The organism is Nocardioides marinquilinus (genome assembly GCF_039543705.1).
GTDB classification, from domain to species: domain Bacteria; phylum Actinomycetota; class Actinomycetes; order Propionibacteriales; family Nocardioidaceae; genus Nocardioides; species Nocardioides marinquilinus.
Genome location: NZ_BAABKG010000001.1, coordinates 922,187 through 947,048 on the forward strand (window position 1 = coordinate 922,187; position 24,862 = coordinate 947,048).

Genomic DNA, 24,862 nt, shown 5'->3' on the forward strand with positions numbered 1-24,862 from the left:
CCTCGCGCTGCGTCATGGTCGTGCCCCACCACTCGCGGGGGCGTGGTTCGTCGCGCCGTCCAGCCCGGCCAGGGGCCGCGCGAGGAGGTCGGCGACCAGGCCCGCGAGCAGCGCGGTGCGGCCGGGCACCTCGTCGACCAGCACGTGCTCGTGGTCGGCGTGCGCCCCGCCGCCGACGGCGCCGAGGCCGTCGAGCGTGGGCGTGCCGACGCCCGCCGTGACGTTGCCGTCCGACGCCCCGCCCACCGCGGCGGACGTCGGCGTCGGCAGCCCGAGCCGTGCCGCCACCTCGGTGACGCGCTCGAACAGCCCGGCCGACGAGACGGCGTCCAGCGGTGGCCGGTTGGGGCCGCCGGTGACGGTGACGGCGGCGCCGTCGAGCACCGGCCGCAGGCTGGTCAGCGCCCGGTCGACGCGGGTCTGCTCCTCACGGGTGCGGGCGCGGACGTCGACCGCGAACGACCCCGCCGCGGGCACCGTGTTGGTCGTGGTGCCGCTGTGCAGCGCCGTCGGCGTGACGGTCGTGCCGAGGTCGGGGCGGCCGAGCCCGGCCACGACCAGGGCGTGGTGGGCCAGCTCGAGGGTGGCGTTGACACCGCGCTCGGGCTCGAGGCCGGCGTGCGCGGCGCGGCCGGTGACGCCGACCTCGTAGAGCGAGACGCCCTTGCGCTCGGTCTTGAGCGCGCCGCCGTCGGCGGAGGCCTCGAGCACCAGCGCCGCCTCGGCGCCGCGGGCCTCGTCCTCGATGAGCGCGCGCGAGCTGGGCGAGCCGATCTCCTCGTCACCGGTGACGAGCAGCGTGACGCCATCGAGGTCGTCCAGCGCGGCGACGGCGTGCAGGGCCATCACCAGCCCCGTCTTCATGTCGAAGCAGCCGGGCCCGCGCAGGACGCCGTCCTCGACGGTGCACGGGTGGGTGGCGAGCGAGCCGACCGGCCACACGGTGTCGTGGTGGGCGAGCAGCAGCACCCGCGTCGGGCCGGCGCCGAGGCGCCATCGCAGGTGGGTGCGGCCGTCGACGACGATCCGCTCGGGCTCGGAGCCGAGGTGGCGCTCCCCCAGGCGCGCCACCTCGGCGGCCGACCGCGCGACGGCGGCGCGGTCGTGGGAGGGCGACTCGCACCCGACGAGGGTGCGGACGTCGTCGAGCAGCCCGTCGAGGTCGACCTGACGGCCGTGACCCGTGCGCATCAGTCGACCCGCGGGGTGGCGCGCACGCCGAAGTGCACGTAGCGCTCGCCGGTGGGCAGCTCGTAGAACGTGACCGGCGCCCAGGTGTCGGCCTCGGGCGGGCGGACGGCGAACAGCGCCGGTCCGACGGGCACGAGCGTGTGCTCGTCGACGGGGTCGGGCATCATCTCGGCCAGCGGGCCGAGGATGGTGGTGCGCAGCGCGGGCCCGCCGCGGGTCTCGTCCTTCGTGCCCTCGGCCAGCACCTCCATGCGCACCGACGACCGGGCGTAGGTGCCCACGAAGGGCGTGACGTCGACGTCGGCCGGCTCAGCCGGCGGGGCGAACGGCTGCGACATCTCGACGCCGGCGACGTCGGCGAAGACCTCGCGGTAGAGCTCCTCGTACAGGTCGCGGGTGTGCCCGCCGTTGGCGAGCAGCGCCACCGCGACGCCGGGGCGGTCGCCGTCCGCGGGCAGGATGCGCAGGAAGCCGGCCTGGCCGAGCGTGTTGCCGTCGTGGCCGACGAGGCGGGTGCCGTTCCAGTCGAAGCGGATCCAGCCCAGGCCCCACGAGTCGCCGAGGATGAGCTTGTCGGGCAGGTCGACCTCGTGACGCGCCATGGCCGCGACGGTCTCCTCGGCGAGCAGCCGGGTGCCGTCGGGCGCGAGGCCGCCCGAGAGGTGCAGCCGGGCGAAGCCGAGCACGTCGCGCACCGTCGACTTCACCAGGCCGGCGGGGCCGAGGCTGCGCGGCAGGTCCCACACGGGCGTGGGCACCTGCTCGCCGTCGTCCTCGACGTGGCCGACGGCGGCCGCCTCGAGGATCGCCTCCTCGGGCAGCGTCGAGGTGCGGGTGAGGCCGAGCGGGGTGAACAGCCGCTCGCGCATGGCCTCGTCCCACGTCTTCTCGGTGACCTTCTCGATCACCCGGCCCAGCAGCGACCAGCCGGAGTTGCAGTACGACCAGGTGGCGCCGAGCGGGTGGTTCTGCGCGACGTCGCCGAGCAGGTCGACGTACTTCTCGAGGCAGTCGTCGCCGCGGCCGGTGTCGGTGAAGACGTCGCCGTCGATGCCGCTGGTGTGGGTGAGCAGGTGACGGATCGTGACCTGCTTGGTCACGTCGGGGTCGGCGAGCCGCAGCTCGGGCACCACCTCGGCCACGGGCGTGTCGAGGGCGAACCGCCCCTCGTCGACCAGCTGCATGACGACGGTCGCCGTCCACACCTTGGTGATCGAGCCGATCTGGAAGACCGACTCGGGCGTCGCCCGCTGGCCGGTGCGCAGGTTGAGGACGCCGTGCGCCACCTCGACGAGGTCGTCGCCGTCGAGGACGCCGAGCTGGGCGCCGGGCACGTGGTGCTTCGCGGCGAGCACGGCGAGACGCCGCTGCCAGTGGGCGGCGTCGAGCCGCGGGCGGCCGCCGCGCAGCGCGTGCTGCTCGACCCACGCGACGAGCCGGCGGGCGTAGTCGAGCCGCTGCGAGGGGCGGCCGAGCAGCACGAAGGCGTGCGAGGCGCCGGGGTAGACGACCAGCTCGGTGGGCACGCCGCGGCTGCGCAGCGAGGTGTGCCACTGCTGGGCCTGGCCGAGCGGGCAGGTCAGGTCGTCACCGCCGTGCAGCACCAGGGTCGGCGTCCGCACCTCGTGCACGCGCGTGATCGGCGACATCGCGGCGTAGGCCTCGGGGGCCTCCCACGGCAGGGCGCCGAGCTCGAAGGCGCTCATCACCGGGCCGTCGTCGCAGGTGCCGTACATGCTGGTCATGTCGCTGACCACGCCGCCGGCGACGCCGGCCTTGAAGCGGTCGTCGCGCCCGGTGAGCCAGCAGGTCATGAACCCGCCGTAGCTGTAGCCGGTGACGGCGAGCCGCTCGCCGTCGACCGCGCCCTCGGCGACCAGCGCGTCGATCGGCTCGAGGAAGTCGCGGTGGTCGGCGGTGCCCCAGGCGCCGTGGACGCCGTCGAAGAACGCCTCGCCGTAGCCGTCGCTGCCGCGCGGGTTGACCAGCAGCACCGCCCAGCCCTGGGCCACGAGCGCCTGGTGGTAGGGGTGCATCTCGTCGGCGGCGGCGTTCCAGGCGTTGTGCGGGCCGCCGTGCACGTCGAGCAGCAGCGGCCGCGGGCCGGCGTGCTCCTGCTCGCTGGGGCGCAGCAGCCACGCCTCGACCTCGGTGCCGTCGCTGATCGTGAAGGTGCGCGCCTCGGGCTCGACGAGCGCGACGTCGGCCAGCGCGGCGCCGTGGTCGGTGAGCACGGTCTCGGTGCCGCTCGCCACGTCGACGGCCACCACCTCGCCGTAGGAGGTGGGCGTGCCGAGCACGACGACGGCGGTGCCGCCGACGACCGAGAGGCCCGAGACGACGCGTCCGGCGCCGGCCACGACCGGGCGGGCCTCCGCGCCGGGCTCGTCGCCGAGGGCCCAGACGTGGGTGCAGCCGCGGTCGCGCACGCAGGCCAGCAGCGCGCCGTCCGCCGTCCGCTGGGGGCGGCCGCCGGGGTAGGCGGGGCCGCCGGCCATGACGTTGCGGTCGAGGTGGGCGGTCAGGCTGACGGGCTCGCCGCCGTCCGCGCCGTCGCCCAGCGGGACGCGCAGCAGGTGCTGGTGGCCGACCGGGTCGCCGGGGTGGCCGATCACGAGCAGGTCGTCGCCGTCGACGGTCACCGCGCCGGCGACGCCGTCGGCCAGCGCCACCACGCGCGGCGTGGCCTTGGGGTCGTCGACGTCGAGCAGGTGGACGCCGGCCCGGTGCGTCAGGTCGCTGTCGTCGCCGACGGCGCGGGCGAAGGCGAGCGTGCGGCCGTCGGGCGCCCACGCCGGGCGACCGGCGTGCTCGGGGCCGTCGGTGACCTGGCGGCACGAGCCGTCGGCACCGTCACCGACGTCCAGCACGTGCAGCTGCTGCCGCACCGCGCCGTGCATCCCGGCCCCGTCGGCCTGGTAGTCCGCGCGGCGCGCCACGAGCGGGACGCCGTCCGCGGCGCTGCCGGTCTGGTCGACCGGTGCGGTGAACGCGAGCCGGGTGCCGTCGGGGCTCCACACCGGGTCGCCCGCGCCGTCGGGGGCGTGAGTGAGCGCCTCGACGTCGCCGCCGTCGGCGGCCAGCAGGTGCGGGCGCCCGTCGCGCAGGAACGCCAGTCGGCGCCCGTCGGGCGACCAGGCCGGCGCGGTGTCGGACGGCCCCGAGGTGAGCCGGCGCGCGGTGCCGCCGCCGACGGGCACGGTCCACAGCTGGTCGACGTAGCCGTCGGCCTCGGTGTCGACGGTGCGCAGCACGTAGACGACGCGCTCGCCGTCGGGCGAGAGCGCCGGGGCCGACGGCACCGCGAGCAGGGTGAGGTCGTCGAGACGCGGGGGTCGGGTCATGGGGTGCTCCTGCTCGGTTCGGTGCTGGTGGGGACGGCGGCGCGGTGGCCGCCCGGGACGGCCGCGAGCAGCTCGCGGGTGTAGTCGTGCTCGGGGTCGGCGAGCACCCGGGCGGTCTCGCCCTGCTCGACGATGCGGCCGTGGCGCATCACCGCGACCCGGGTGGCCACGTAGCGCACGACCGCGAGGTTGTGGCTGATGAAGAGCATCGAGAGGCCGAGCTCGCGCTGCAGCTCGCGCACCAGGTTCAGCACCGCGCCCTGGATCGAGACGTCGAGCGCGGAGGTGATCTCGTCGGCCACCACGACCGACGGGCGGCCCGCGAGCGCCCGGGCCAGCGCCACGCGCTGCCGCTGGCCGCCGGAGAGCTCGGAGGGCCGGGCGGCGCTGCGGCCCGGGTCGAGGTGCACCAGCTCGAGCAGCCGCGCCACCTCGGCGCGGCGCTCGGCGCGCGAGGAGCCGGGCGGGATCGCCTCGGCGATGCTCTCGCCGATGCTCATGCGCGGGTCGAGCGACGACTGGGGGTCCTGGAAGACCATCTGCACCGGACGACGTCGTCCGCGCGTCGGCACCGGCTCGCCGCCCAGCGTGATGGCGCCCTCGAACGGCACCAGCCCGACGGCCGCGCGGGCCAGCGTCGACTTGCCCGAGCCCGACTCGCCCACCAGCCCGACGACCTCGCCCTCGGGCACGACGAGGCTCACGTGGTCGACCGCGGCGAGGTCGCCGAAGCGCACCACGACGTCGTCGAAGCGCAGCTCGCTGCCGGTGCTCACAGGGCCTCCACCGTCTCCCGCTCGTGGACGTCGTCGCCGGCGTCCTCGGCGTCCTCGAGGCCGGTCGACAGCTCGATCGGCTCGCCGGCGTGCCAGCAGGCCACGCGGCGTCCGGCGGCGTCGGTCTCGAGCGGCGGGTCCTCGGTGCGGCAGCGGGCCGAGGCCAGCGGGCACCGGTCGGCGTAGGCGCAGCCGGCCGGCACGTCGGCGGGGTCGACCGGGCGGCCGGGGATGGTGGCCAGCGGCTGCTCGAGGTCGGTGGTCATGTCGGGGACGGCGGCCACGAGCGCCCGCGTGTAGGGGTGGCGGGCGGCGCTGGCGAGGTCGGCGGCGGGGAGGTCCTCGACGACGCGGCCGGCGTACATGACCAGCACGCGGTCGCACACCTCGCGCACCACGGCGACGTCGTGGCTGATCAGCACGAGCGCGACGTCGTCGGCCTCGCGGATGGCGGCGAGCAGGTCGAGCACCTGCTGCTGCACGGTGACGTCGAGCGCGGTGGTGGGCTCGTCGGCCACTATGAGCGAGGGGGAGCCCATCAGGCCCATGCCGATCATGGCCCGCTGCCGCATGCCGCCGGAGAACTCGTGGGGGTACTGCCGGGCGCGGCGCTCGGGGTCGGTGATGCGCACCGAGCGGAGGCGGTCGACGGCGCGCGCGAGCGCGGCCCGGCGGTCGAGGTCGTGGTGGTGGCGCGAGACCTCGGCCAGCTGCGGGCCCATGCGCTGGGTGGGGTTGAACGAGGTGGCGGGGTCCTGGAAGACCAGCGACAGACCGGTGCCGAGCAGGCGCCGCTGGGCGCGGGTGTCGGCACCCTGCAGGTCGGTGCCGAGCAGCTCGAGGCGCTCGGCGTCGACGCGGCCCGGCTCGCCCACGAGGCGGGCCACGGCCAGGGCGGTGAGCGACTTGCCCGACCCCGACTCGCCCACGACGCCGACGGCCTCACCCCGACGCACGCTGAACGAGACGCCGCGCACCGGCCGGACGACGCCGCGCGGGCCGGGGAAGCTCACCTCGAGGTCGCGGACGTCGAGCACGACGTCGTCGCCGACGTGCTCGTCGTCGGTCGGGGCCTCCGGCACCGACGGTCCGGCCGTCCCGGCGGTGGCCGACAGACCGCGCGGGCGGGGCGCGAGCACCGAGGCCGGCGTGGTGACGCCCAGGCCCTTGGCGACGCACTCGCCGAACAGGTTGAACGCGAGGCCGGCCAGCAGCACCGCGGCGCCGGGCGCGAGGGCCGCGGCGGGGTTGACGTAGAGCAGCGAGACGCCGTCGAAGAGCAGGCGGCCCCAGTCGTAGGCGGGCTGCTGCACGCCGAGGCCGAGGAACGACAGCCCGGCGAACGAGAGCAGGGCTCCGCCCGCGCCGATGGTGGCGTTGACGACGAGCGGCTCGGCGATGTTGGGCAGCACGTGCCGCACCAGGATGCGCAGCCGGCCGACGCCGGACACCCGGGCGGCGTCGACGTACTCGCGGCCGGCCACGCCGGCCACCAGCGTCTGCACCAGACGGGCGAAGGCGGGCGCGCCGGCGGCGCCGATGGCCAGCACCGCGCCGAGGGCGCCGACGCCGAAGATCACCGCGAAGAACAGTGCGAGCAGCAGGCCCGGGAACGCGACGGCGATGTTGACCGCGGCGACGACGACGCGACCGGCGCGTCGTCCGAGCAGGAACGACGCCGTGCCCAGCACGAGCCCGGCGACCACGGCGATGGCCGTGGCGGCCAGCGCCAGCCCGATCGAGAGCCGGGCCGCGACCAGCGTGCGCAGGAAGATGTCGCGGCCGAGGTTGTCGGTGCCGGCCCAGTGGTCGCCCGAGGGGCCGGCCAGCAGGTTGTCGGTGTCGTCGGCCGACGCGGCGTCCCCGAACAGCAGCGGCCCGAGCAGGGCCAGCAGCAGGACGACGACGGTCAGCACCGTCGCGGCCAGGCCGAGCGGCGTCCGCAGCACGGCGGTCCAGCGTCGCACCGCTCAGTCCTCCCGGATCATCGAGCGCGGGTCGAGCAGGGCGAGGGCGACGTCGACGGCGGTGTTGACCAGCAGCACGCCGGCGCCGTAGACGAGCACGATGGCCTGCACGAGCGGGTAGTCCTTGGCGAGGATCGACGACACGATCGTGCTGCCGAGCCCGGGCCAGGCGAAGACGTTCTCGACCAGCACGGTGCCGGCCACCATCGAGCCGAGCAGCAGGCCGCCGAGGGTGAGCGAGGCGGTGAGCGCGTTGGGCAGCGCGTGGCGCAGGTAGACGGTGCGGTCGGGCAGGCGCTTGGCGCGCGCCGTCCGCACGAAGTCGGCCTGCAGCACCGCCACCATCTCGACCCGCACGATGCGGGCGAGGACGGCGGCCGGCCCGATCGCGAGGGAGAGCACCGGCAGCACGTAGGCGCTGGGCGTGGTGTTGCCGGCGACCGGCAGCCAGCCGAGCCCGACGCCGAAGACGTAGACGAACGCGACGCCGAGCAGGAAGTCGGGGACCAGCCCGAGCACCACGCTGGTGGTGGTGAAGCCCAGCTCGGTGCGGCGGCCGTGGCCGCGACGGGTCAGCACCCCCATGCACACCCCGAGCGGGACGGCGATCGCCACCGCCACCAGGAACCCCAGCAGCGCGAGTGCCAGCGTGGTCGGCAGCCGCTGCGTGACGACGTCGTAGACCGGCAGCCGCAGCGACAGCGAGGTGCCGAGGTCGCCGGTGAACAGGCCCTGCACGAAGTGCCAGTACTGCAGCAGGAACGGGTCGTCGAGGCCCAGCTCGGCCCGGCGTGCGGCGACCAGCTCGGCCGAGGCGGTGGGGCCGAGGGAGTTGCGCACCGGGTCGCCCGGGATGAGGTGGATCATCAGGAACGACGCCGTCACCAGCACCCACAGCGAGCCGAGCAGCCGGCCCGTGCGGCGCGCCGCGAAGCGCACCCACGGCCGCGACCACAGCCCGGTGCCGGGGGTGCGCGCGGGCACCGTGACGGCGGCCGGAGCCTCCCCGAGAGCCATGCGCTACTTCGCCAGCATCCGGATGCTGGTGGGCACGAACTGGCCCGGGTACTCGAACTCGGCGCCGTTGCCGAAGGTCTTGACCAGGCTGTTGGCGAACGGGAACACGTCGGCGTCCTCGACCAGGTTGGCCTCGGCCTCGAGCCAGGTGGCGCAGCCCTCCTCGGCCGGCAGCTTCGAGGCCTCGGCGACGCCGGCCTCGTAGTCGGCGTTCTCGATCTCGGCGAAGTTGGTGCCGTCGGGAGCCGTGGTGCCGGAGAGGAACGGCACGAGCTGGTCGGGGTAGTTGACGTTCAGCGGCAGCCACGCGACGTCCCAGTCGCCGGTGCCGAAGACGGTCTCCTGGATGGCGGCCGAGCCCTCGGGCCGGGCCTCGACCTCGAGGCCGACCTCCTCCCACTGCTGCACGGCCAGCTCGGCGGCGGCGGCGCTGCCCGAGCCCGCGACGGCGGTGTTGTAGACGAAGGTGATCTTCGAGACGCCGGCCTCCTCGAGGGCGGCGCGGGCAGCGTCGACGTCCTGGCCGGGCAGGGCCGGGGTGACCGAGTCGCCGGGGCAGCCGACCGGGTCGATGGCGGCGAAGGTGGTGGGCGGGCCGCCGCGGTTCGCGGTCAGCACCTTCTGCAGCTCCTCGAGGTCGAGGGCCTGCGTCAGCGCCAGCCGGACGGCGGGGTCGCTGGTCACGTGGTCGTCGCCGTGGTGGTACCACTGCTCGCCCACGATGGCCTGCGTCTGCGTGCTGAACAGGTCCTGCGCCTCGAGCCGCTGCGCGTCGGCGCCGGCCACGATGGCGGCGTTGATCTCGCCGGAGGTCAGCAGGTTCGCGGCGGTCGACTCGTTCTCGATGACGCGGACGACGATGGTGTCGGGCAGGCCGACCTCGTCGGTGGTCGCGCCGCCGGGGCCCCAGGTGTATCCCTCGCGCCTGGTGTAGGTGTACTGGTTGCCCGGCTGCGCCTCGCTCAGCTCGTAGGGGCCGGTGCCGAGCGAGCTGTCGGCGAGCGCATCGCGGTCGTCGAGGCCCGACTTGCACACGATCGGCAGGTTGGCCAGGCCCTGCAGCACGAACGGCGCGGGCGCGGCCAGCTCGAGGGTGACGGTGCGGGCGGCGTCGTCCGCGGTGACCGTCGCGCCCGCGGGCAGGAAGACGCCGAGGAACGGGCTGGCGTTCTCGGGGTCGCCGACGTAGTCGAGGTTGGCCTTGACGTCGCTCGCGGTCAGCTCGGAGTCGTCGCTGCAGGTGATGCCCTCGGCCAGGGTCATCTCGACCGTGGTGCCGTCGAGGCTCCACTCGCTCGCCAGCCCCGAGACCACCTGGCCCTCGGGGTCGATGGCCAGCAGCCGGTCGTAGGCCAGCTGGCTGATCGAGAACAGCCCGGTGCCGGCCGAGGACTGCGGGTCGAGCTTGCCGGGGTCGGCGTTGAAGGCCATCGTGAAGGTGCCGCCGCTGACGTACTCGGCGTCACCGCCGGCGCCCCCGTTCGCGCCGCCCCCACCACCCCCGCCGCACCCGGTGAGCAGGGCGGTGGTGGCGCCGATCGCGAGGGCCACCCCGCCGAGACGGCGGAGCGGACGGGCGGTCCAGTGGTTCGGCATGCGGGGTTCCTTGGGTCGTGGTCGCGGGTCAGGCGCCGGCGCGCCGGACGGCGCGACCGAGGTGGAGGTAGAGGGCACGGCCCTCGCCGTCGTCGCCGAGGAAGGCGTGCGGCATGAACATGCCGCGGTCGGCCTCGAGCGGGATGAGCATGTCGTCGCGGTAGTGCACGAGCTCGCTGCGCTCGACCTGTCCGCCCATCTCGATCAGTGCGCCCTTGGGTCGCGTCTCGATCCAGACGCGGCCGTCGTCGTCCTGGCTGACGACGAGGTCGAAGACCTCGGCGGAGTAGGTGCCGAGGTAGCGCGAGACGTCGACCGGCTGCGGGTCGGCCGGCGGGTGGGGCAGCGGGGGCAGGTGCACGTCGGCGACCTCGGCCAGCACGTGGCCCACGACGTCGCGGTAGAGCGAGACGGCGTCCCCGCCGTTGGTGAGCAGGACGACGGCCAGCCCGGCCTCGGGGACCATGCGCAGGAACGCCGCCTGGCCGATGGTGTTGCCGTCGTGGCCGACGACCGCGCCGTCCGCGGTGTGGAAGCGCTCGAAGCCGAGGCCCCACGAGTCACCCATGAGCCCGAGCGGCGGGAGGTCGACCTCGCGGTCCTGCATCCGCGCGGGCGTGCCGGCGGCGAGCACCTGCGTGCCGTCGGCGGCGCGGCCGTCGTCGAGGTGCATGCGGGCGAAGGCGGCGAGGTCGCGGGCGGTCATGGCGAGCATGGCGCCGGCCGGGGCGTTGGAGCGGGCCATCGCCCACATCGGCGCCGGCACGTGGCCCTGGCCCGGCTCGGGCTCGACGTGGCCCATGGCGGCGCGGAACGCGATGGCCTCGTAGGGGCTGGTGGCGGTGTGGGTCAGGCCCAGCGGCGTGGCGAGGTGCTCGCGGAGGCAGACGTCGAACTGCCGGCCGCGCAGCACCTCGACCATGCGGCCGAGCACGCAGTAGCCGGCGTTGTTGTAGGAGAAGCGCTCGCCCGGGGCGAACAGCTGCGGCACGTGGCCGAGGGTGGCGACGTACTTCTCGACGCAGTCGTCGCCCGGGCCGGTGTCGGTGAAGATGTCGCCCTCGAACCCGGCGGTGTGGTTGAGCAGCATCCGCACGGTGATGGCCGCGGCGGCGTCCTCGTCGGCGATGCGAAGCTCGGGCAGGTGCGTGCGCACCGGGTCGTCGAGGCCCACGAGCCCCTCGTCGACCAGCTGCATGACCAGCGAGGCCGTCCAGAGCTTGGTGATCGAGCCGATCTGGAAGACCGACTCGGCCGTGGCCTCGACGCCGGTGCCGCGGTGGAGGATGCCGGCCGCGCCGTCGACGACGTCCCCGCCGTGCAGCACCGCCCAGGCTGCCGCGGGCACGTCGTACTTCTCGAGCAGGGCGGGCAGCTGCTCGTCCACCCAGGTCTTCACGTCCGCGAGGTCGGCCACCCGGCGAACATAGGAGTGATCCAGGCCACGGTGGTGGTCGGATCGGACGGATCCGGACATGCGCGTTCGTGCGGCTCGACAACGGCGAGTACGCCCGGGGCCGGCAACCGGCACCTCGATCGTCGGCGCCGCCTCCACCGGTGGTCGAGGTGCGAGGCCGGCCACGGCCGAGCCTCGAGACCTCCGACCCTTCTCGTGGAAGTGAGCTGTGGCACTCCCTCTATTGACTATCGAGTCACATGACTTAAGGTAGTTTCACAGGTCAGACGTCTGACCGAGAGTGATCAGACGTCACGGCCGGGCAACGCCCGGCGCCTGCTTGTTAATTCTCCGTTTCACAGCCCTCCCGGGGGCGACTCGAGGGTCCGGACCCCTTGACGCATCCCGGCTCGTGCCGAAGTCTTCCGAAGACGTCAGACGTCTGATGACAGGATCTCTCGTGAGCCATACCGATCAAGTCAGAGCCACCGGCGAGGCGACCCTCGCCGGCGCGCCGCCCGTCACGGCCGGGCCCGCCGATCCCGCTGACCGGGCCATCGACGCCGCCGACCGGGCCGCCGATCGGCGCGAGCGCCTGGTGCGGGTGACCGGGCAGGTCGGCGTCGGCGTCGTCTTCCTGGTGGCCTGGCAGCTGCTCTCGGGGCCTGTCGCGAACCCGTTCTTCATCAGCGAGCCGGCCGCCATCTTGGAGCGGCTGGTCGAGCTGACCCGCAGCGGCGAGCTGTGGCAGCACCTGTCGACGACCATGACCGAGACCGGGCTCGGGCTGGCCGTGGGCCTGCCGCTGGGCGTCGTCGTGGGCGTGGCCGTGGCGCTCTCGCGCACCGTCGGCCCCTGGTTCTACCCCTACATCATCGCGCTCTACAGCCTGCCGCGCGTGGCGCTGGCGCCGCTGTTCATCGTCTGGTTCGGCCTGGGCCTCGGGTCCAAGGTCGTGATGGTCGTGACGATGGTGGTCTTCGTCGTCTTCTACAACGTCTACCAGGGCGTGAAGGACATCGACGAGGACCTGCTCGCGATGGCCCGCAGCTACCGCGCCGGCCGCGGCCACGTGCTGCGATGGATCATCCTGCCCGCCATCAGTACCTGGCTGCTCACCGCGCTTCGACTCGCGATCGGTCTCGGCCTGATCGGCGCGGTCATCGCCGAGCTGGTCGGCTCATCGGAGGGTCTCGGGTTCTACATCAAGGACTCCTCCAACGCCCTGGACACCACCGGCGTCTTCGCCGGTCTCGTCGTCATCACCGTGGTCGCGATGCTGTTCGAGCAGCTGATCGCGGCCGTCGAGCGGCGGGTGCTGCGACACCGCTGAGGTCGCACGCCGTTCATCCGCACCACCCGTCCCGCTCGACCCCCAGCGCTGCCCCGCAGCGTGCCCACGACCCCAGGAGGTCCGTGCCATGTCGCACCGTCACACCACTCGTCAGACCAACCGCCTGCTCGCCTCGGTCGCCGTCATCGCCGTCGTCGCGCCGCTGGCCACCGCGTGCAGCGACGCCTCCGAGGGCGCCGGGGGCAACATCGCCCGCGTCGGTCTGGTCTGCGGCGGCATGACGCCGATGGCCGCGCAGGTCGCCATCAACCAGGAGACCTTCCCCGACGACGTCGAGGTCGAGAAGTACTGCTTCGACAGCGGCGCGGACGCCGTGAAGGCCCTGGTCGGCGGCAGCCTCGACATCTTCATGGGCTCGATCGAGCACGTGCTCAAGACCCGCGCGCAGGACCTGCCGGTCAAGGCCTACGCCGGCATCAACAACCGGGCGCCCTACGCCCTGGTCACGGCCGCCGGTTCCGACGTGCAGTCGGTCGCCGACCTCGACGGCGAGAACGTCGGCGTCACCTCGACCGGCAGCCTCTCCGACACCGAGCTGCACCAGGCGGCCGGCGAGGCGGGCGTCGACTACGACGACCTCAAGGTCGTCGACCTCGGCAGCGGCTCGTCGATGGCGGGCGGCATCTCGCAGGAGCGGGTGGCCGCCGGCATGGTCAGCGACCCGCAGAAGAGCCAGCTGGTGGCCTCGGGCGACTACCGCCTCGTGTGGGAGCCCAGCACCGACTACGCGGCCATCGTCGCGGTCGCCAACACCGAGTGGGTCGAGAACAACGAGTCGGAGATGAAGGCCTTCCTCGCCGGCCTCGGAGAGGCGGCCGAGCGCACCACCGAGGACCCGACCTTCGCGGTCGAGGCGCTGCAGGAGGAGGACTTCGGAGTCGACGACGCGGTGCTCACCGACGCCGTCTCCTCGAGCACCGAGACCATCCCGGACGGGCTCGTCGTCACGCAGGAGGTCTACGACGAGACCACCGCCGTGCTGGTCGACGCCGGCGTCGTCGAGGAGGGCGACGTGCTGCCGTACGACGAGGTCTTCGACTTCGACCTGCTCGAGAGCGACGCGTGAGCGCCACTGCGACCGGAGGCACGGGGATGACGCAGACGAACGACCCGCACGCGACGACCGACACGACGCCCAAGCTGCAGATCCGCGGCCTCGGCTGCTCCTACCGGTCCCGCGGACGCCGCCTCCAGGCGGTCGCCGACCTCGACCTCGACCTCGGGCGCGGCGAGTTCGTCGCCGTCGTCGGGCCGAGCGGGTGCGGCAAGTCGACGCTGCTCAAGGTGATCGCCGGCCTGGCGCCGCGCACCGCCGGCGAGCTGCGCCTCGACGGGCGCACGCTTCCCGACGGCGTCCCGCCCGAGGTCGGCATGGTCTTCCAGAACGACGCGCTGCTGCCGTGGCGCAGCGTCGAGGAGAACATCGCCTTCCCCCTCTCGGTGGCCGGGACGCCGCGCGAGCAGCGCGAGGCCCGCGTCGCCGAGCTGGTCACCCTGGTCGGCCTCGACGGCTTCGGCCACTACTACCCGCGCCAGCTCTCCGGCGGCATGCGCAAGCGCGTGGCGCTGGCCCGCACCCTCGCCTACGACCCCGACCTCTACCTGATGGACGAGCCGTTCGGGCCGCTCGACGCACAGACCCGCATCCGCATCGGCGCCGAGTTCCTGAGCATCTGGGAGCAGGTCGGCAAGAGCGTGCTGTTCGTGACGCACGACGTCGAGGAGGCCATCGCCCTGGCCGACCGCGTGGTCGTCATGACGCACGGCCCGGGGCGCATCCACTCCGAGCACCGCATCACGCTGCCGCGGCCGCGCAACTTCGAGGAGGTGCGCTTCACCGAGGAGTTCCGCGACATCCACCAGCGCATCTGGCACGACCTCACCCGCGCCGCCCCGCTCGACGGCGCCGCCCACGGCGGGAGCCCGACGCGATGACCCCCGCCCACCCGACCCACCACCCGGCCGCCACCGGCGTCCGGCGCGACCTGAGGAGCGTCCCCGCATGACCGCGACCGTCGAGCCCACCGAGAAGACCGAGCTGCCCTCGGTGTGGATGCAGGACCTGACCTGGGAGGAGGTCGAGGGCTACCTCGCCCACGACGACATCGCGATCATCCCCGTCGGCGCGACCGAGCAGCACGGCCCCGCCGGCCCGCTCGGCGTCGACTCCTACGTCGCCATCACCCTCGCCGAGGACACCGCCCAGCGCGCCGGCGTGCTGTGCACCCCGCCGGTGTGGTTCGGCGACTCCTCCCACCACGGGGGCTTCCCGGGCACGATCAGCATCCGCACCGAGACCCAGATCGCGCTGATGCGCGACATCTGCCGCAGCCTGGTCAAGCACGGCTTCCGCAAGATCATCCTGGTCAACGGCCACAAGGGCTCGAACCTGCCCGGGCTCGTGAGCTCGGTGCGCGGCCTGCACGAGGACGAGGCGCCGCAGGCGATCTTCGCCGTCGCCGACCCGCTGCACCTGGCCCGCTCGGCCGCGCCGCGCATCAAGGACACCCGCGAGCACCACGCCGGGGAGCTCGAGCTCAGCCACATCCACCACCGCTTCCCCGGCCTGATCCGCACCGAGCGGCTCACCGACGCCGGTGTCGACTTCCAGGAGGTCTTCGGCGGCTTCGTCGGCGACGACCTCTTCGGGCCGGCGCCCGACGGCGTCGAGATCATGTGGTCGGGCGCCGAGCAGCGGGCCTTCACGCCCACCGGCAGCTTCAGCTCCTCGCTCGGCCTGAGCGACCAGAAGGGCAAGGACTACCACGAGCACATCGTGGGCCGCCTCGTCGAGCTCGTGGAGTGGCTGCGCGGCTACACCGGACCGCTGGGCACCGTCGTCCCGGAGCCGCGCTGATGCCCCACGACCCCTCGGGACCCGTCGTCGTCGGGATCACCGGCGGCAGCGGCAGCATCTACGGCGTCCGCCTGCTCGAGCGGCTGCGCGAGCTGGCCGTCGAGACGCACCTGGTCGTCACCCAGCCCGGGCTGCTGACGCTGAGCCAGGAGACCGACTGGACCGCCGACCAGCTGCGCGACCTCGCGAGCGAGGTGCACCCCGTGCGCAACGTGGGGGCCTCGATCGCCAGCGGCTCGTTCCGCACCCGCGGCATGGTCGTCGTGCCCTGCTCGATCAAGACGCTGTCGGGCATCGCGCACAGCTATGCCGACAACCTGCTCGTCCGCGCCGCCGACGTGACGCTCAAGGAGCGCCGTCCGCTGGTCCTGGTGGTGCGCGAGACGCCGTTGCACCTGGGCCACCTGCGGCTGATGACCACCGCGGCCGAGATCGGCGCGACGATCCTGCCGCCCGCGCCCGCGATGTACACCCGGCCCCGCACGGTCGACGACATCGTCGACCACACGGTCGGCCGCGTGCTCGACCAGCTCGGCCTCGACGTCGAGATGCCGCGGTGGGCCGGCACGACGCCGTCGCGCGAGACGACCTTCGAGGGGGTGCCCTCGTGAGCGCCCAGCGGACCCTGCCGCGGCTGGGCCGGTCGGTCACCACCGGCCGGGCCTCGCGCGGCGTCTACGGCTCGGCCAAGCTGGCGCTGCGCCGCCTGGTCACCGAGCAGGCCCAGGCCGGCGTCACGCGGCTGCCGTCGGAGGACGAGCTGGCCGAGCAGCTCGAGGTCAGCCGCGCCACGGTGCGCTCGGCGCTGCAGTCGCTGCAGCGCGACGGGCTGGTGCAGCGCGTGCACGGCCGCGGCACCTTCGTGAACCGGCACGCGCTCGCCATCACCGCCAACATCGTGCAGGACTGGCCCTTCGCCCGGCTGCTGTCGGCGCTCGGCCACCGGGTCGAGTCGCGCATCGAGTCGCTGAGCGTCGGCCCGTGCGAGGCCCGCCTGCCCGCGAGCATGGCCGCGGCGCAGGACGGCGACCTGTGCCTGGTCGAACGGGTCTTCCACGCCTCGGGGCGGCCCGCCGTCCTGTGCGTCGACCACGTGCCCGCCGACCGGCTCACGACGCCGGTCGACGGGCTCACCGGCGAGGAGTCGGTCTTCGAGTTCGTGCGCCGCCACACCGGACGCCGGGTGCGCTACTCGGTCGCCGACCTGGTGCCGGTCGTGGCCGACGCCGCCGTCGCCGCCCGGCTCGGCGTCGAGGCCGGCACGCCCCTGCTCCTGCTGGAGCACACCCACATCGACGACGACGACGAGCCCGTGGCGTTCACCCGCGCCTACGTCGGGGAGCAGCTGCGCTTCTCCGTCGTCCGCACGTACGCCGAGGCCGAGGAGGACATCGAATGACCGCACGACCCGAGACCGGTGGCACCGGTGGCACCGGTGGCAAGGACCTGCGCAGCTTTCTGGCCGACGTCGTCGCCCACGACGACGGCGGGCTGGTGCGCGTGACGTCGCCGGTCGACCCGCGCTTCGGCGTCACCGCGCACGGCGCCCGGCTCGAGAAGGCCGGCCGCTACCCGGCGCTGTGGTTCGACGACGTGAAGGGCTCCGAGCTCGCCTGCGTCACCAACACCGTCGCCACCCACGAGCGGATGGCGCTCGCGCTCGGCGTCGAGCCCGACGACCTGCTGCGCGCCTCCGACCGGCTCGAGGGACTCCAGCCGCACCCGCCGGTCGAGGTCGACCGCGCCGACGCCCCGGTCAAGCACACGATCTGGCGCGACGACGAGGTCGACCTGGCCAAGCTGCCGATCCCGGTGCACAACGAGCTCGACGGCGGCCCGTACCTGACCGCCGGCGTCAGCATCATGCGCGACCCGTGGAGCGGCGCGATCAACGCCGGCATCTACCGCCACCACGTCTACGACGCCCGCCGCATGGGCGTGTGGTTCTTCGGCTCGCACCACGGCGGCGTCATCGCCCGCCGCTACGCCGAGAAGGGCGAGCCCTGCCCGATCGCGATCGCGGTGGGCCACCACCCCGGCTTCCTCATGGGCGCGGTCTCGCGGGTGCCCGGCATCGGCGGCGAGTACGACGCCGCCGGCGCGTTCATGCGCGAGCCCGTCGAGGTCGTCCGGGCCGAGACCTCCGACCTGCTGGTGCCCGCGCGTGCCGAGATCGTCATCGAGGGCTTCATCCTCCCCGGCGAGACCGAGGAGGAGGGCCCGTTCGCGGAGTGGCCCGGCCACTACGTCGGCGGCGGCCCGAAGCCGTTCCTGCGCGTGGACGCCGTCACCATGCGCGAGGGCGCGATCTGGCAGGACATCCAGGCCTCCGGTCGCGAGCACCGGCTGATGGGTGCGCTGCCGCGCATCTCGAGCATCCACGCCAACGTCGCCAAGGTCGTGCCCGACCTCAAGGCCGTCAACGTGCCGGTGCACACCCGCATGCACTGCTACCTCTCGATCGACAAGCAGTCCGACAGCGACCCCACCCGCGCCGCCTTCGCCGCGCTCAACACCGAGCCCGAGAACCTGCGGATGATCGTGGTGGTCGACGACGACATCGACGTCTACGACCACGAGGAGGTCTCGTGGGCGGTGGGCACCCGCTTCGACGCCACCACCGACCTGCAGGTCGTGCCGACGTGGAACGGCCCCGGCGGCCTGCTGCCCACCACGTGGGAGTACGACGCCGAGGGCGGGCGCACCGCGCGCATGTCGTCGGCGGTGATCATCGACGCCACCAAGCCGGCGCCGCCGGTGGTCTTCCCGACCCGCGCCCGGGTGCCGGTCGACGAGGTGGCCGCGGTCGATCTCGGCGCCCACGTGCCCGTGGCCGCCGGCGACGAGCTGCCGTGGGAGGCCGCCCGGTGACCGTCCCCCTCACCCTGGCCTGCGGCCGCTACGACCGCGTGCAGGCCCTCACCGACGGCCGCGTGCAGCCCGAGGGCGTCGACCTGACCGTCGTGCACCTCGAGCCGGAGGAGTGCTTCTGGCGGATGCTGCGGCACGCCGAGTTCGACGCCGCCGAGATGTCGCTGGCCTCCTACGCGATCGCGGTCGCGAACGGCGACGACCGGTTCGTCGGCGTCCCGGCGTTCCTCTCGCGCAGCTTCCGGCACTCCTCGATGTACGTGCGCGACGACGGCTCGGTCACCGAGCCCGCCGACCTCGCCGGCCGCGCGATCGGCGTCCCGGAGTACCAGATGACGGCGAGCGTGTGGACCCGCGGGCTGCTGCGCCACCAGCTCGGCGTCGACCTCGACGGCGTCACCTGGCGCACCGGCGGGCTCGAGCAGCCCGGCCGCACCGAGCGGCAGAGGCTGTCGCTGCCCGACCACGTCACGGTCGAGCCGCTGCCGAGCGACACCACGCTCACGGCCGCGCTGCTCGACGGCACGATCGACATGATCATGGCGCCGCGGGTGCCGAGCGCGTTCCGGCGGCCCGGCAGCGGCCTCCGGCGCCTGCTGCCCGACTACGCCGAGCGCGAGCTGGCCTACTACGCCGAGACCGGGCTGTTCCCGATCATGCACCTGGTGGTCGTGCGGCGCGACGTGGCCGAGCGCCTGCCGTGGCTGCCGCGCAGCCTCGAGAAGGCGCTGACCCAGGCCAAGCGGCTGGCCACCGACGGTGTCGCCGACCTGCCGGCGCTGCGCTACACGATGCCGTTCCTGCTCGACGCCCTCGAGCGGCAGCAGGCGGTCTTCGGCGACGACCCGTGGCCCTACGGCGTCGAGGCCAACCGGCCCGCGCTCGAGACCTTCCTCGGCTACCTCGCCGAGCAGGGCCTGTTCGGCACCGCGGGCACGCCGCCCACCGTCGAGGCGCTGTTCGCGCCGAGCACCCTCGACGCCTCCCGCATCTGACCCTCGCCCCACCGACCCGACCGATCGTGGAAGGACCCATGACCGCCCCCATCCGTGTCAACGGCAGGCCCGAGCACGTCGACGACGTCGCCCCGCTGACCCCGCTCGCCGACGTGCTGCGCGACCGGCTCGGCCTCACCGGCACCAAGCTCGGCTGCCGGGCCGGCGACTGCGGCTCGTGCACCGTGCTGGTCGACGACGTGCCCAAGACCTCGTGCCTGGTGCCCGCCGGGCAGGCGGCCGGGCACGACGTGACGACCATCGAGGGCCTGGTCGGGCAGCCCGAGCACGCCGCCCTGCTGGCCGCGCTGCGGCGCCACAACGCCAGCCAGTGCGGGTTCTGCACGCCCGGCATCGTGGTCGCCCTCGCCGCCCTGCTGCGCGACGCCGGACCCGACGGGCCCACGCGCGACGACGTCCGCGCCGGCCTGGCCGGCAACCTGTGCCGCTGCACCGGCTACGAGTCGATCGTGGACGCCGTCCTCGAGGCCGCGGGGGAGGCCGCGTGAGCGCGCGCCGCTGGGTCGGGCAGCCCGTGCCCCAGACCGACATCGACGCCAAGCTGGCCGGCGCCACCCGCTACATCGCCGACCTGACCGTGCCGCGGATGCTCCACGCCGTCATCGTGCGCAGCCCGATCTCGCACGGCGTGATCCGGCACGTCGACACCTCCCGCGCGCGGCAGGTGCCCGGCGTCCACGCCGTGCTCAGCGCCGCCGACCTGCCCGACCGGCGCTTCGGCCCCTACGGCGAGGACTGGGAGGTGCTGGCGAGCGGCAAGGTGCGCTACCGCGGCGACGAGGTGGCCGCCGTGGCCGCCGAGTCGGTCGCGGCGGCCCGCGAGGCCGCGGCGCTGGTGACCCTCGACCTCGACGAGCTGCCCGCCGTCCTCGACGCCCACCACGCCACCGAGCCCGACGCCGCCCAGATCTGGGAACACCGTCCCGGCAACGTCGCCAACGCCTTCGAGATCGCACGCGGCGACCTCGACGCCGGGTGGGCGCAGGCCGACCTCGTGCTCGAGGACACCTTCACGACCAACCGGATCTACCACGCCTACCTCGAGCCCGTCGGGGTGATGGCCGAGCACCACGACAACGGCTCCTTCACGCTCACCGTGCCGACCCACATCCCCTACAAAGCCCGGCTCACCTACGCCCGCGCGCTGGGCGTGCGGCCGCAGCAGATCCGCATCGTGGTGCCGCCCGTGGGCGGCAGCTTCGGCGCCAAGTACGAGATGCTCGAGCCGCTGGTGGCCGCCGTGCTGGCACGCGCGTCGCGGCGTCCGGTGCGGCTGGTCTACGACCGCGAGGAGGACGCCAGCATCGCCCGGCCCCGCCCGCCGTTCTGGTTCCGCCACCGCATCGGCCTGCGGGACGACGGCCGCTTCGTCGCCCGCGAGACCCGCGTGATCGGCACGGCCGGCGCCCGGCTGTTCTGGTCGCCGTCGGTGCTGGCCACCGCCATCCACCGCGTCGACTCGCTCTACCACTTCCACGCCATGGCGGGCTCGGGGCACCTGGCCTACACCAACGAGCCGCCGACGACGGCGATGCGCGGGTTCGGCAACGCCGAGTCGCTGTTCGGCGTCGAGCAGCTCATCGACGAGGCGGCCGAGCGGCTCGACCTCGACCCGGTCGAGATCCGACGCCGCAACATCGTGCGCGAGGGCGAGACCACGCTGCACGGCTGGCACATCAGCAGCTCGCAGCTGCCGGCGTGCCTCGACCGCGTGGCCGAGCTGTCCGGCGTCCGCGAGCGCCGGGGCGCCGGCGAGGGCGCGGGGGAGCGCGGCACCACCGGCCTGCGGCGCGGCGTCGGCCTGGCCGTCGCCCACCACGTGTCGGGCTACCGGCCGATCCTGGCCGACTACGACGGCTCGGCCGCGATCATCCGGGCCGGGGGCGACGGCCGCGTCACGCTGTTCGTCGGCGAGCCCGACATCGGGCAGGGCCAGGCCACCGTCTTCGCGCAGATCGTCGCCGAGGGCCTGGGCTGCCGGCCCGAGGACGTCGCCCTGCACGGCGTCGACTCCGCGCTCTCGCCCGACGCCGTCGGCACCCTCGCCTCACGGGCCACCACGCTGGCCGGCAACGCCGTCGAGGCCGCCGCGGCCGACGCGCGGGCCAAGCTCGACCGGTTCCTCGAGGCCGACCAGGGAGAGCCGATCGACGCCGGGCCCGACGGCTTCGCCGAGGAGCTGCGTCGCTACGCCGTCGGCCACTGCGGCCTGCCGCTGCTCGGCGAGGGCGTGCACCGCCCGCCGACGCAGATGCCGAACGCGGAGAAGTACGGCAACCCGTCGTCGGCCTACCCGTTCGCCGCGCACGTCGCCGAGGTCGAGGTCGACACCGCGACCGGTCAGGTGCGGGTCGTCGGCTACTGGGCCGTGCACGACAGCGGCACGATCATCAACCCCTCCACGGCCCGCGGGCAGGTGCTCGGCGCGATCGCGCAGGGCCTCGGGTGGGCGCTGATGGAGGACGTCACGCTGGACGCCGGCGCGGTGACCAACCCGAACTTCCTCGACTACCGCATCCCCGGCGCGGGCGACCTGCCCGACGGGGTCGTGGTCGAGTTCGTCGAGGGCGAGGAGCCCAACGGCCCGCACGGCGCGAAGAGCCTGGCCGAGGCGGCCATCAACCCGGTCACCGCTGCGATCGCCAACGCGATCCACGACGCCACCGGGGTGCGCTGCCGCGACCTGCCGATGGCACCCGAGCGGCTGTGGGGGCTGCTGCAGCAGGCGCCGGCGCCCCGCGACCGCGAGGAGGTGACGGTGTGAGCGTCGCGACCGAGCCGCTCTACCTGCGACCCACCAGCCTCGAGGAGGCCGTGGCCGCGCTCGCCGAGCACCCCGGCGCCCGGCCCGTGGCCGGCGGCACCGACCTGATGATCCAGCTGCGGCTGGGTGTCGGGACGGCGCCGTCCGCCGTGGTCGACACCGCCGACGTGCTCGAGCTGCACGGCGTGGACCCGACCCCCGACGGCGGCCTGCGCATCGGGGCCGCCACGCCGCTGCGCACCCTGCTGGGCTCGCCCGCGACAGCGCGCTACCCGGCGCTCGCGCAGGCATGCCGCCTGCTCGGCGGTCCGCAGATCCAGGCCATGGCCTCGCTCGGCGGCAACCTGGCCAACGGCTCGCCGGCGGCCGAGACGGCCACCCCGCTGCTGGTGCACGACGCGGAGGTCGAGGTGGCCGGCCCGGGCGGACGCCGCACGGTGGCGCTCACCGACCTGTGGCTCGGCCCGCGGCGCACCGCCGTCTCGGCCGACGAGCTGATCGTCGCCGTCACGCTGCCGGCGCCGACGTCCGGCACGACGTCGGCCTACCACCGGCTCGAGCTGCGGCGCTCGGTCGACATCGCCGTCGTCAGCGCCTCGGTGCGCCTGACCCTCGACGCCGCCGGCACCGTCGCCGACGCCCGCGTGGCCATCGGGGCCGCCGCCCCCACGCCGCGCCGGGTGCCGGAGGCCGAGGCGCTGCTGGTCGGCGCCACCCCGCGCGCGGCGGCGACCGCCGCCGGCGCCGCGGCCCGCGAGGCCGCGAGCCCCATCGACGACACCCGGGCCGGAGCCGCGTACCGCGCGGCGATGGTGGCCGAGGTGACCGAGCGGGCGGTCCACGCCTGCACGGACGACTCTCGGGAGGACACATGACCCACCACCAGGAACTGCGCGTCGACATCCGCACCCCCGTCGGGCGGTCCCTGCCCGAGCTGGCCGCGTTCGCGCGCCGCGCGGAGCAGGCCGGGCTGAGCGGCATCGGCGTGCCCGACCACCACCACACCGGTCGCGACGCCTACCTCGCGCTGGCCGCGATGGCCCAGGCGACCGAGCGGCTCTCGCTGTACCCGGCGACGTCCAACGTCACGACGCGGCACCCGCTGGTGATGGCCGCGCTGCTCAACTCGCTCGACGAGCTCGGCCCCGGCCGGCCGATGCTCACCGTGGCGCCGGGCTTCCTCTCGGTCGAGAAGGCCGGCAAGCCGCAGGCCCGCCGCGACCACCTGCGCGAGGTCGTCCTCACCCTGCGCGGGCTGATGCGCGACGGACACGCCGACTTCGAGGGGCACCGGCTCGAGCTGTTCAACCGCCCGGCGTCCGGTGCCGGCAAGGTGGTCGTGCTGGCCTCCGGTCCGCGGCTGCTCGAGCTGGCCGGCGAGGTCGCCGACGGCGTCATGATGCTCGTCGGCCTGCACCCGGACGGCGTCGAGGCGGCCCGTGCCCACGTGCGCATCGGCGCCGAGCGGGCGGGTCGCGACCCCGCCGAGCTCGAGGAGATCCTCATCGTGCCCTTCGGGCTCGGCGACCCGGGCACGGTGCGCGCCTGGCCGCAGGGCTGGTTCCGCGAGGGGCAGCCGTGGCTGCGCTACCCGAGCGTCTCGAACCTGCGCTGGCTGCGGGCGTCGGGCATCGACGTCCCCGACGACGTCGAGCCGGGCGACGTCGACGACGCGCTCGCCGACCGGATCCTCGACGCCTACGGGCTGTTCGGCACCGCCGAGGAGTGCGCCGACCGGCTGCTGCGCGCCCGCAAGGAGCTCGGCCTGCAGCGTGCCTTCCTGTTCCCGGCGCACAGCTGGGACACCACCTACGACCTTCCCGAGGCCGAGGTCGAGGCCTTCGGCGAGGTGATCGGCCCGCGGCTGGCGGAGTCGTCGTGACGGCGACCGCCACCACGCTCGGGGCGACCCCCGGCGAGGCGCGTGCCGAGTTCCGCGCGGGCCTGGTGACGCCGACGGCCGGCTGGTGCGCCGGACGCACGCAGGCCAACCTCGTCGTCCTGCCGCGTGACTGGGCGTGGGACTTCCTGCTGTTCGCCCAGCGCAACCCCGCGCCCTGCCCGGTGCTGGAGGTGACCGAGCCCGGCCAGGTCGAGCCGCTCCTCGCCCCCGGCGCCGACCTGCGCACCGACCTGCCGCGCTACCGCGTGTGGCGCGACGGCGAGCTGGTCGACGAGCCCACCGACGTCGTCGACCTCTGGCGCGACGACCTGGTCTCGTTCCTGGTCGGCTGCAGCTTCACCTTCGAGGCCGGGCTGACCGAGGCCGGCGTCCCGCTGCGGCACGTCGAGCAGGGCCGCAACGTCTCGATGTACCGCACGAACCGGGCCTGCCGACCGGCCGGCCGGCTGTCGGGGCCGCTGGTGGTCTCGATGCGCCCGGTGCCCGCCGACCTCGTGGCCACGGCCGTCTCGGTGACCGCCCGCATGCCCGCGGTGCACGGTGCGCCCGTGCACGTCGGCGACCCCGCCGGCCTCGGCATCGACGACCTCGCGCGCCCCGACCACGGCGAGGCGGTCGACGCCGCGCCCGGCGACGTGCCGGTGTTCTGGGCGTGCGGCGTCACGCCCCAGGAGGCCCTGATCAGCTCCCGCCCCCCGTTCGCCATCACCCACGCCCCCGGCCACATGCTCGTCACCGACAGCCGCGACGTCGACCACCGCCTGGCCTGACGTCGGTCCCGGGAGACCGGCGGTCTCGAGGCTCGTCGCC

The 24,862-nt window shown here is 74.4% G+C and carries 20 protein-coding genes; 13 read left to right on the top strand and 7 right to left on the bottom strand.

Annotated features, from left to right (window positions below; all coding sequences use genetic code 11):
* Nucleotides 1-12: 12 nt before the first annotated feature.
* The 7 genes from ABEA04_RS04495 to ABEA04_RS04525 are packed head-to-tail and all read right to left on the bottom strand — an operon-like array spanning nucleotide 13 to nucleotide 11,308.
* Nucleotides 13-1,191, bottom strand: coding sequence for a M20 family metallopeptidase (locus ABEA04_RS04495; protein WP_345454947.1), 1,179 nt, complete (start codon nucleotides 1,189-1,191; stop codon nucleotides 13-15).
* Nucleotides 1,191-4,535 carry a serine hydrolase gene (locus ABEA04_RS04500; protein WP_345454949.1) on the bottom strand — a complete coding sequence of 1,115 codons (3,345 nt, stop codon included), beginning with the start codon at nucleotides 4,533-4,535 and terminating at the stop codon, nucleotides 1,191-1,193. The genes ABEA04_RS04495 and ABEA04_RS04500 overlap by 1 nt, the downstream gene beginning before the upstream one ends.
* A complete protein-coding gene (locus ABEA04_RS04505; protein WP_345454951.1) occupies nucleotides 4,532-5,311 on the bottom strand; it encodes an ABC transporter ATP-binding protein in 780 nt (259 codons plus the stop codon). The genes ABEA04_RS04500 and ABEA04_RS04505 overlap by 4 nt, the downstream gene beginning before the upstream one ends.
* A complete protein-coding gene (locus ABEA04_RS04510) occupies nucleotides 5,308-7,278 on the bottom strand; it encodes a dipeptide/oligopeptide/nickel ABC transporter permease/ATP-binding protein (RefSeq protein ID WP_345454953.1) in 1,971 nt (656 codons plus the stop codon). The genes ABEA04_RS04505 and ABEA04_RS04510 overlap by 4 nt, the downstream gene beginning before the upstream one ends.
* Before the next feature lie 3 nt (nucleotides 7,279-7,281).
* Nucleotides 7,282-8,295: an ABC transporter permease gene (locus ABEA04_RS04515; protein WP_345454955.1), complete on the bottom strand. Its 1,014-nt coding sequence runs from the start codon at nucleotides 8,293-8,295 to the stop codon at nucleotides 7,282-7,284.
* A 3-nt stretch (nucleotides 8,296-8,298) separates the two neighbouring features.
* On the bottom strand, nucleotides 8,299-9,891 hold the full coding sequence (locus tag ABEA04_RS04520; RefSeq protein ID WP_345454957.1) for an ABC transporter substrate-binding protein: 1,593 nt from the start codon (nucleotides 9,889-9,891) through the stop codon (nucleotides 8,299-8,301).
* 28 nt (nucleotides 9,892-9,919) lie between these two features.
* Entirely contained in the window at nucleotides 9,920-11,308 is a 1,389-nt protein-coding gene (locus ABEA04_RS04525) for a serine hydrolase domain-containing protein (RefSeq protein ID WP_345454959.1), read from the bottom strand.
* 439 nt (nucleotides 11,309-11,747) lie between these two features.
* On the opposite strand from ABEA04_RS04525, the gene ABEA04_RS04530 reads away from it, so the two are divergent.
* The 13 genes from ABEA04_RS04530 (at nucleotide 11,748) to ABEA04_RS04590 (ending at nucleotide 24,822) form a co-directional block, all read left to right on the top strand.
* On the top strand, nucleotides 11,748-12,620 hold the full coding sequence (locus ABEA04_RS04530) for an ABC transporter permease (protein ID WP_345454961.1): 873 nt from the start codon (nucleotides 11,748-11,750) through the stop codon (nucleotides 12,618-12,620).
* Between the two features lie 88 nt (nucleotides 12,621-12,708).
* Nucleotides 12,709-13,707 (top strand): ABC transporter substrate-binding protein, encoded by a 999-nt coding sequence (locus ABEA04_RS04535; RefSeq protein WP_345454963.1) that lies wholly within the window; start codon nucleotides 12,709-12,711, stop codon nucleotides 13,705-13,707.
* A 26-nt stretch (nucleotides 13,708-13,733) separates the two neighbouring features.
* Complete coding sequence (locus ABEA04_RS04540) at nucleotides 13,734-14,576, top strand: ABC transporter ATP-binding protein (protein ID WP_345454965.1); 843 nt, start codon at nucleotides 13,734-13,736, stop codon at nucleotides 14,574-14,576.
* Between the two features lie 67 nt (nucleotides 14,577-14,643).
* Nucleotides 14,644-15,498 (top strand): creatininase family protein, encoded by an 855-nt coding sequence (locus ABEA04_RS04545; RefSeq protein WP_345454967.1) that lies wholly within the window; start codon nucleotides 14,644-14,646, stop codon nucleotides 15,496-15,498.
* Nucleotides 15,498-16,109, top strand: coding sequence for a UbiX family flavin prenyltransferase (locus tag ABEA04_RS04550; RefSeq protein ID WP_345454969.1), 612 nt, complete (start codon nucleotides 15,498-15,500; stop codon nucleotides 16,107-16,109). Before ABEA04_RS04545 ends, ABEA04_RS04550 begins: the two co-directional genes overlap by 1 nt.
* The gene (locus ABEA04_RS04555; protein ID WP_345454971.1) at nucleotides 16,106-16,897 is read left to right on the top strand and encodes a GntR family transcriptional regulator; all 792 of its coding nucleotides are present in this window, start codon (nucleotides 16,106-16,108) and stop codon (nucleotides 16,895-16,897) included. The genes ABEA04_RS04550 and ABEA04_RS04555 overlap by 4 nt, the downstream gene beginning before the upstream one ends.
* Nucleotides 16,894-18,369: a UbiD family decarboxylase gene (locus ABEA04_RS04560; protein ID WP_345454973.1), complete on the top strand. Its 1,476-nt coding sequence runs from the start codon at nucleotides 16,894-16,896 to the stop codon at nucleotides 18,367-18,369. Before ABEA04_RS04555 ends, ABEA04_RS04560 begins: the two co-directional genes overlap by 4 nt.
* Nucleotides 18,366-19,364: a substrate-binding domain-containing protein gene (locus ABEA04_RS04565; protein ID WP_345454975.1), complete on the top strand. Its 999-nt coding sequence runs from the start codon at nucleotides 18,366-18,368 to the stop codon at nucleotides 19,362-19,364. The genes ABEA04_RS04560 and ABEA04_RS04565 overlap by 4 nt, the downstream gene beginning before the upstream one ends.
* Before the next feature lie 38 nt (nucleotides 19,365-19,402).
* Nucleotides 19,403-19,873, top strand: coding sequence for a (2Fe-2S)-binding protein (locus tag ABEA04_RS04570; protein WP_345454977.1), 471 nt, complete (start codon nucleotides 19,403-19,405; stop codon nucleotides 19,871-19,873).
* Entirely contained in the window at nucleotides 19,870-22,149 is a 2,280-nt protein-coding gene (locus tag ABEA04_RS04575) for a xanthine dehydrogenase family protein molybdopterin-binding subunit (RefSeq protein ID WP_345454979.1), read from the top strand. Before ABEA04_RS04570 ends, ABEA04_RS04575 begins: the two co-directional genes overlap by 4 nt.
* Nucleotides 22,146-23,024 carry an FAD binding domain-containing protein gene (locus tag ABEA04_RS04580; RefSeq protein ID WP_345454981.1) on the top strand — a complete coding sequence of 293 codons (879 nt, stop codon included), beginning with the start codon at nucleotides 22,146-22,148 and terminating at the stop codon, nucleotides 23,022-23,024. The genes ABEA04_RS04575 and ABEA04_RS04580 overlap by 4 nt, the downstream gene beginning before the upstream one ends.
* On the top strand, nucleotides 23,021-24,031 hold the full coding sequence (locus ABEA04_RS04585) for an LLM class flavin-dependent oxidoreductase (protein WP_345454983.1): 1,011 nt from the start codon (nucleotides 23,021-23,023) through the stop codon (nucleotides 24,029-24,031). The genes ABEA04_RS04580 and ABEA04_RS04585 overlap by 4 nt, the downstream gene beginning before the upstream one ends.
* Complete coding sequence (locus tag ABEA04_RS04590) at nucleotides 24,028-24,822, top strand: putative hydro-lyase (RefSeq protein WP_345454985.1); 795 nt, start codon at nucleotides 24,028-24,030, stop codon at nucleotides 24,820-24,822. Before ABEA04_RS04585 ends, ABEA04_RS04590 begins: the two co-directional genes overlap by 4 nt.
* Nucleotides 24,823-24,862 lie beyond the last annotated feature (40 nt).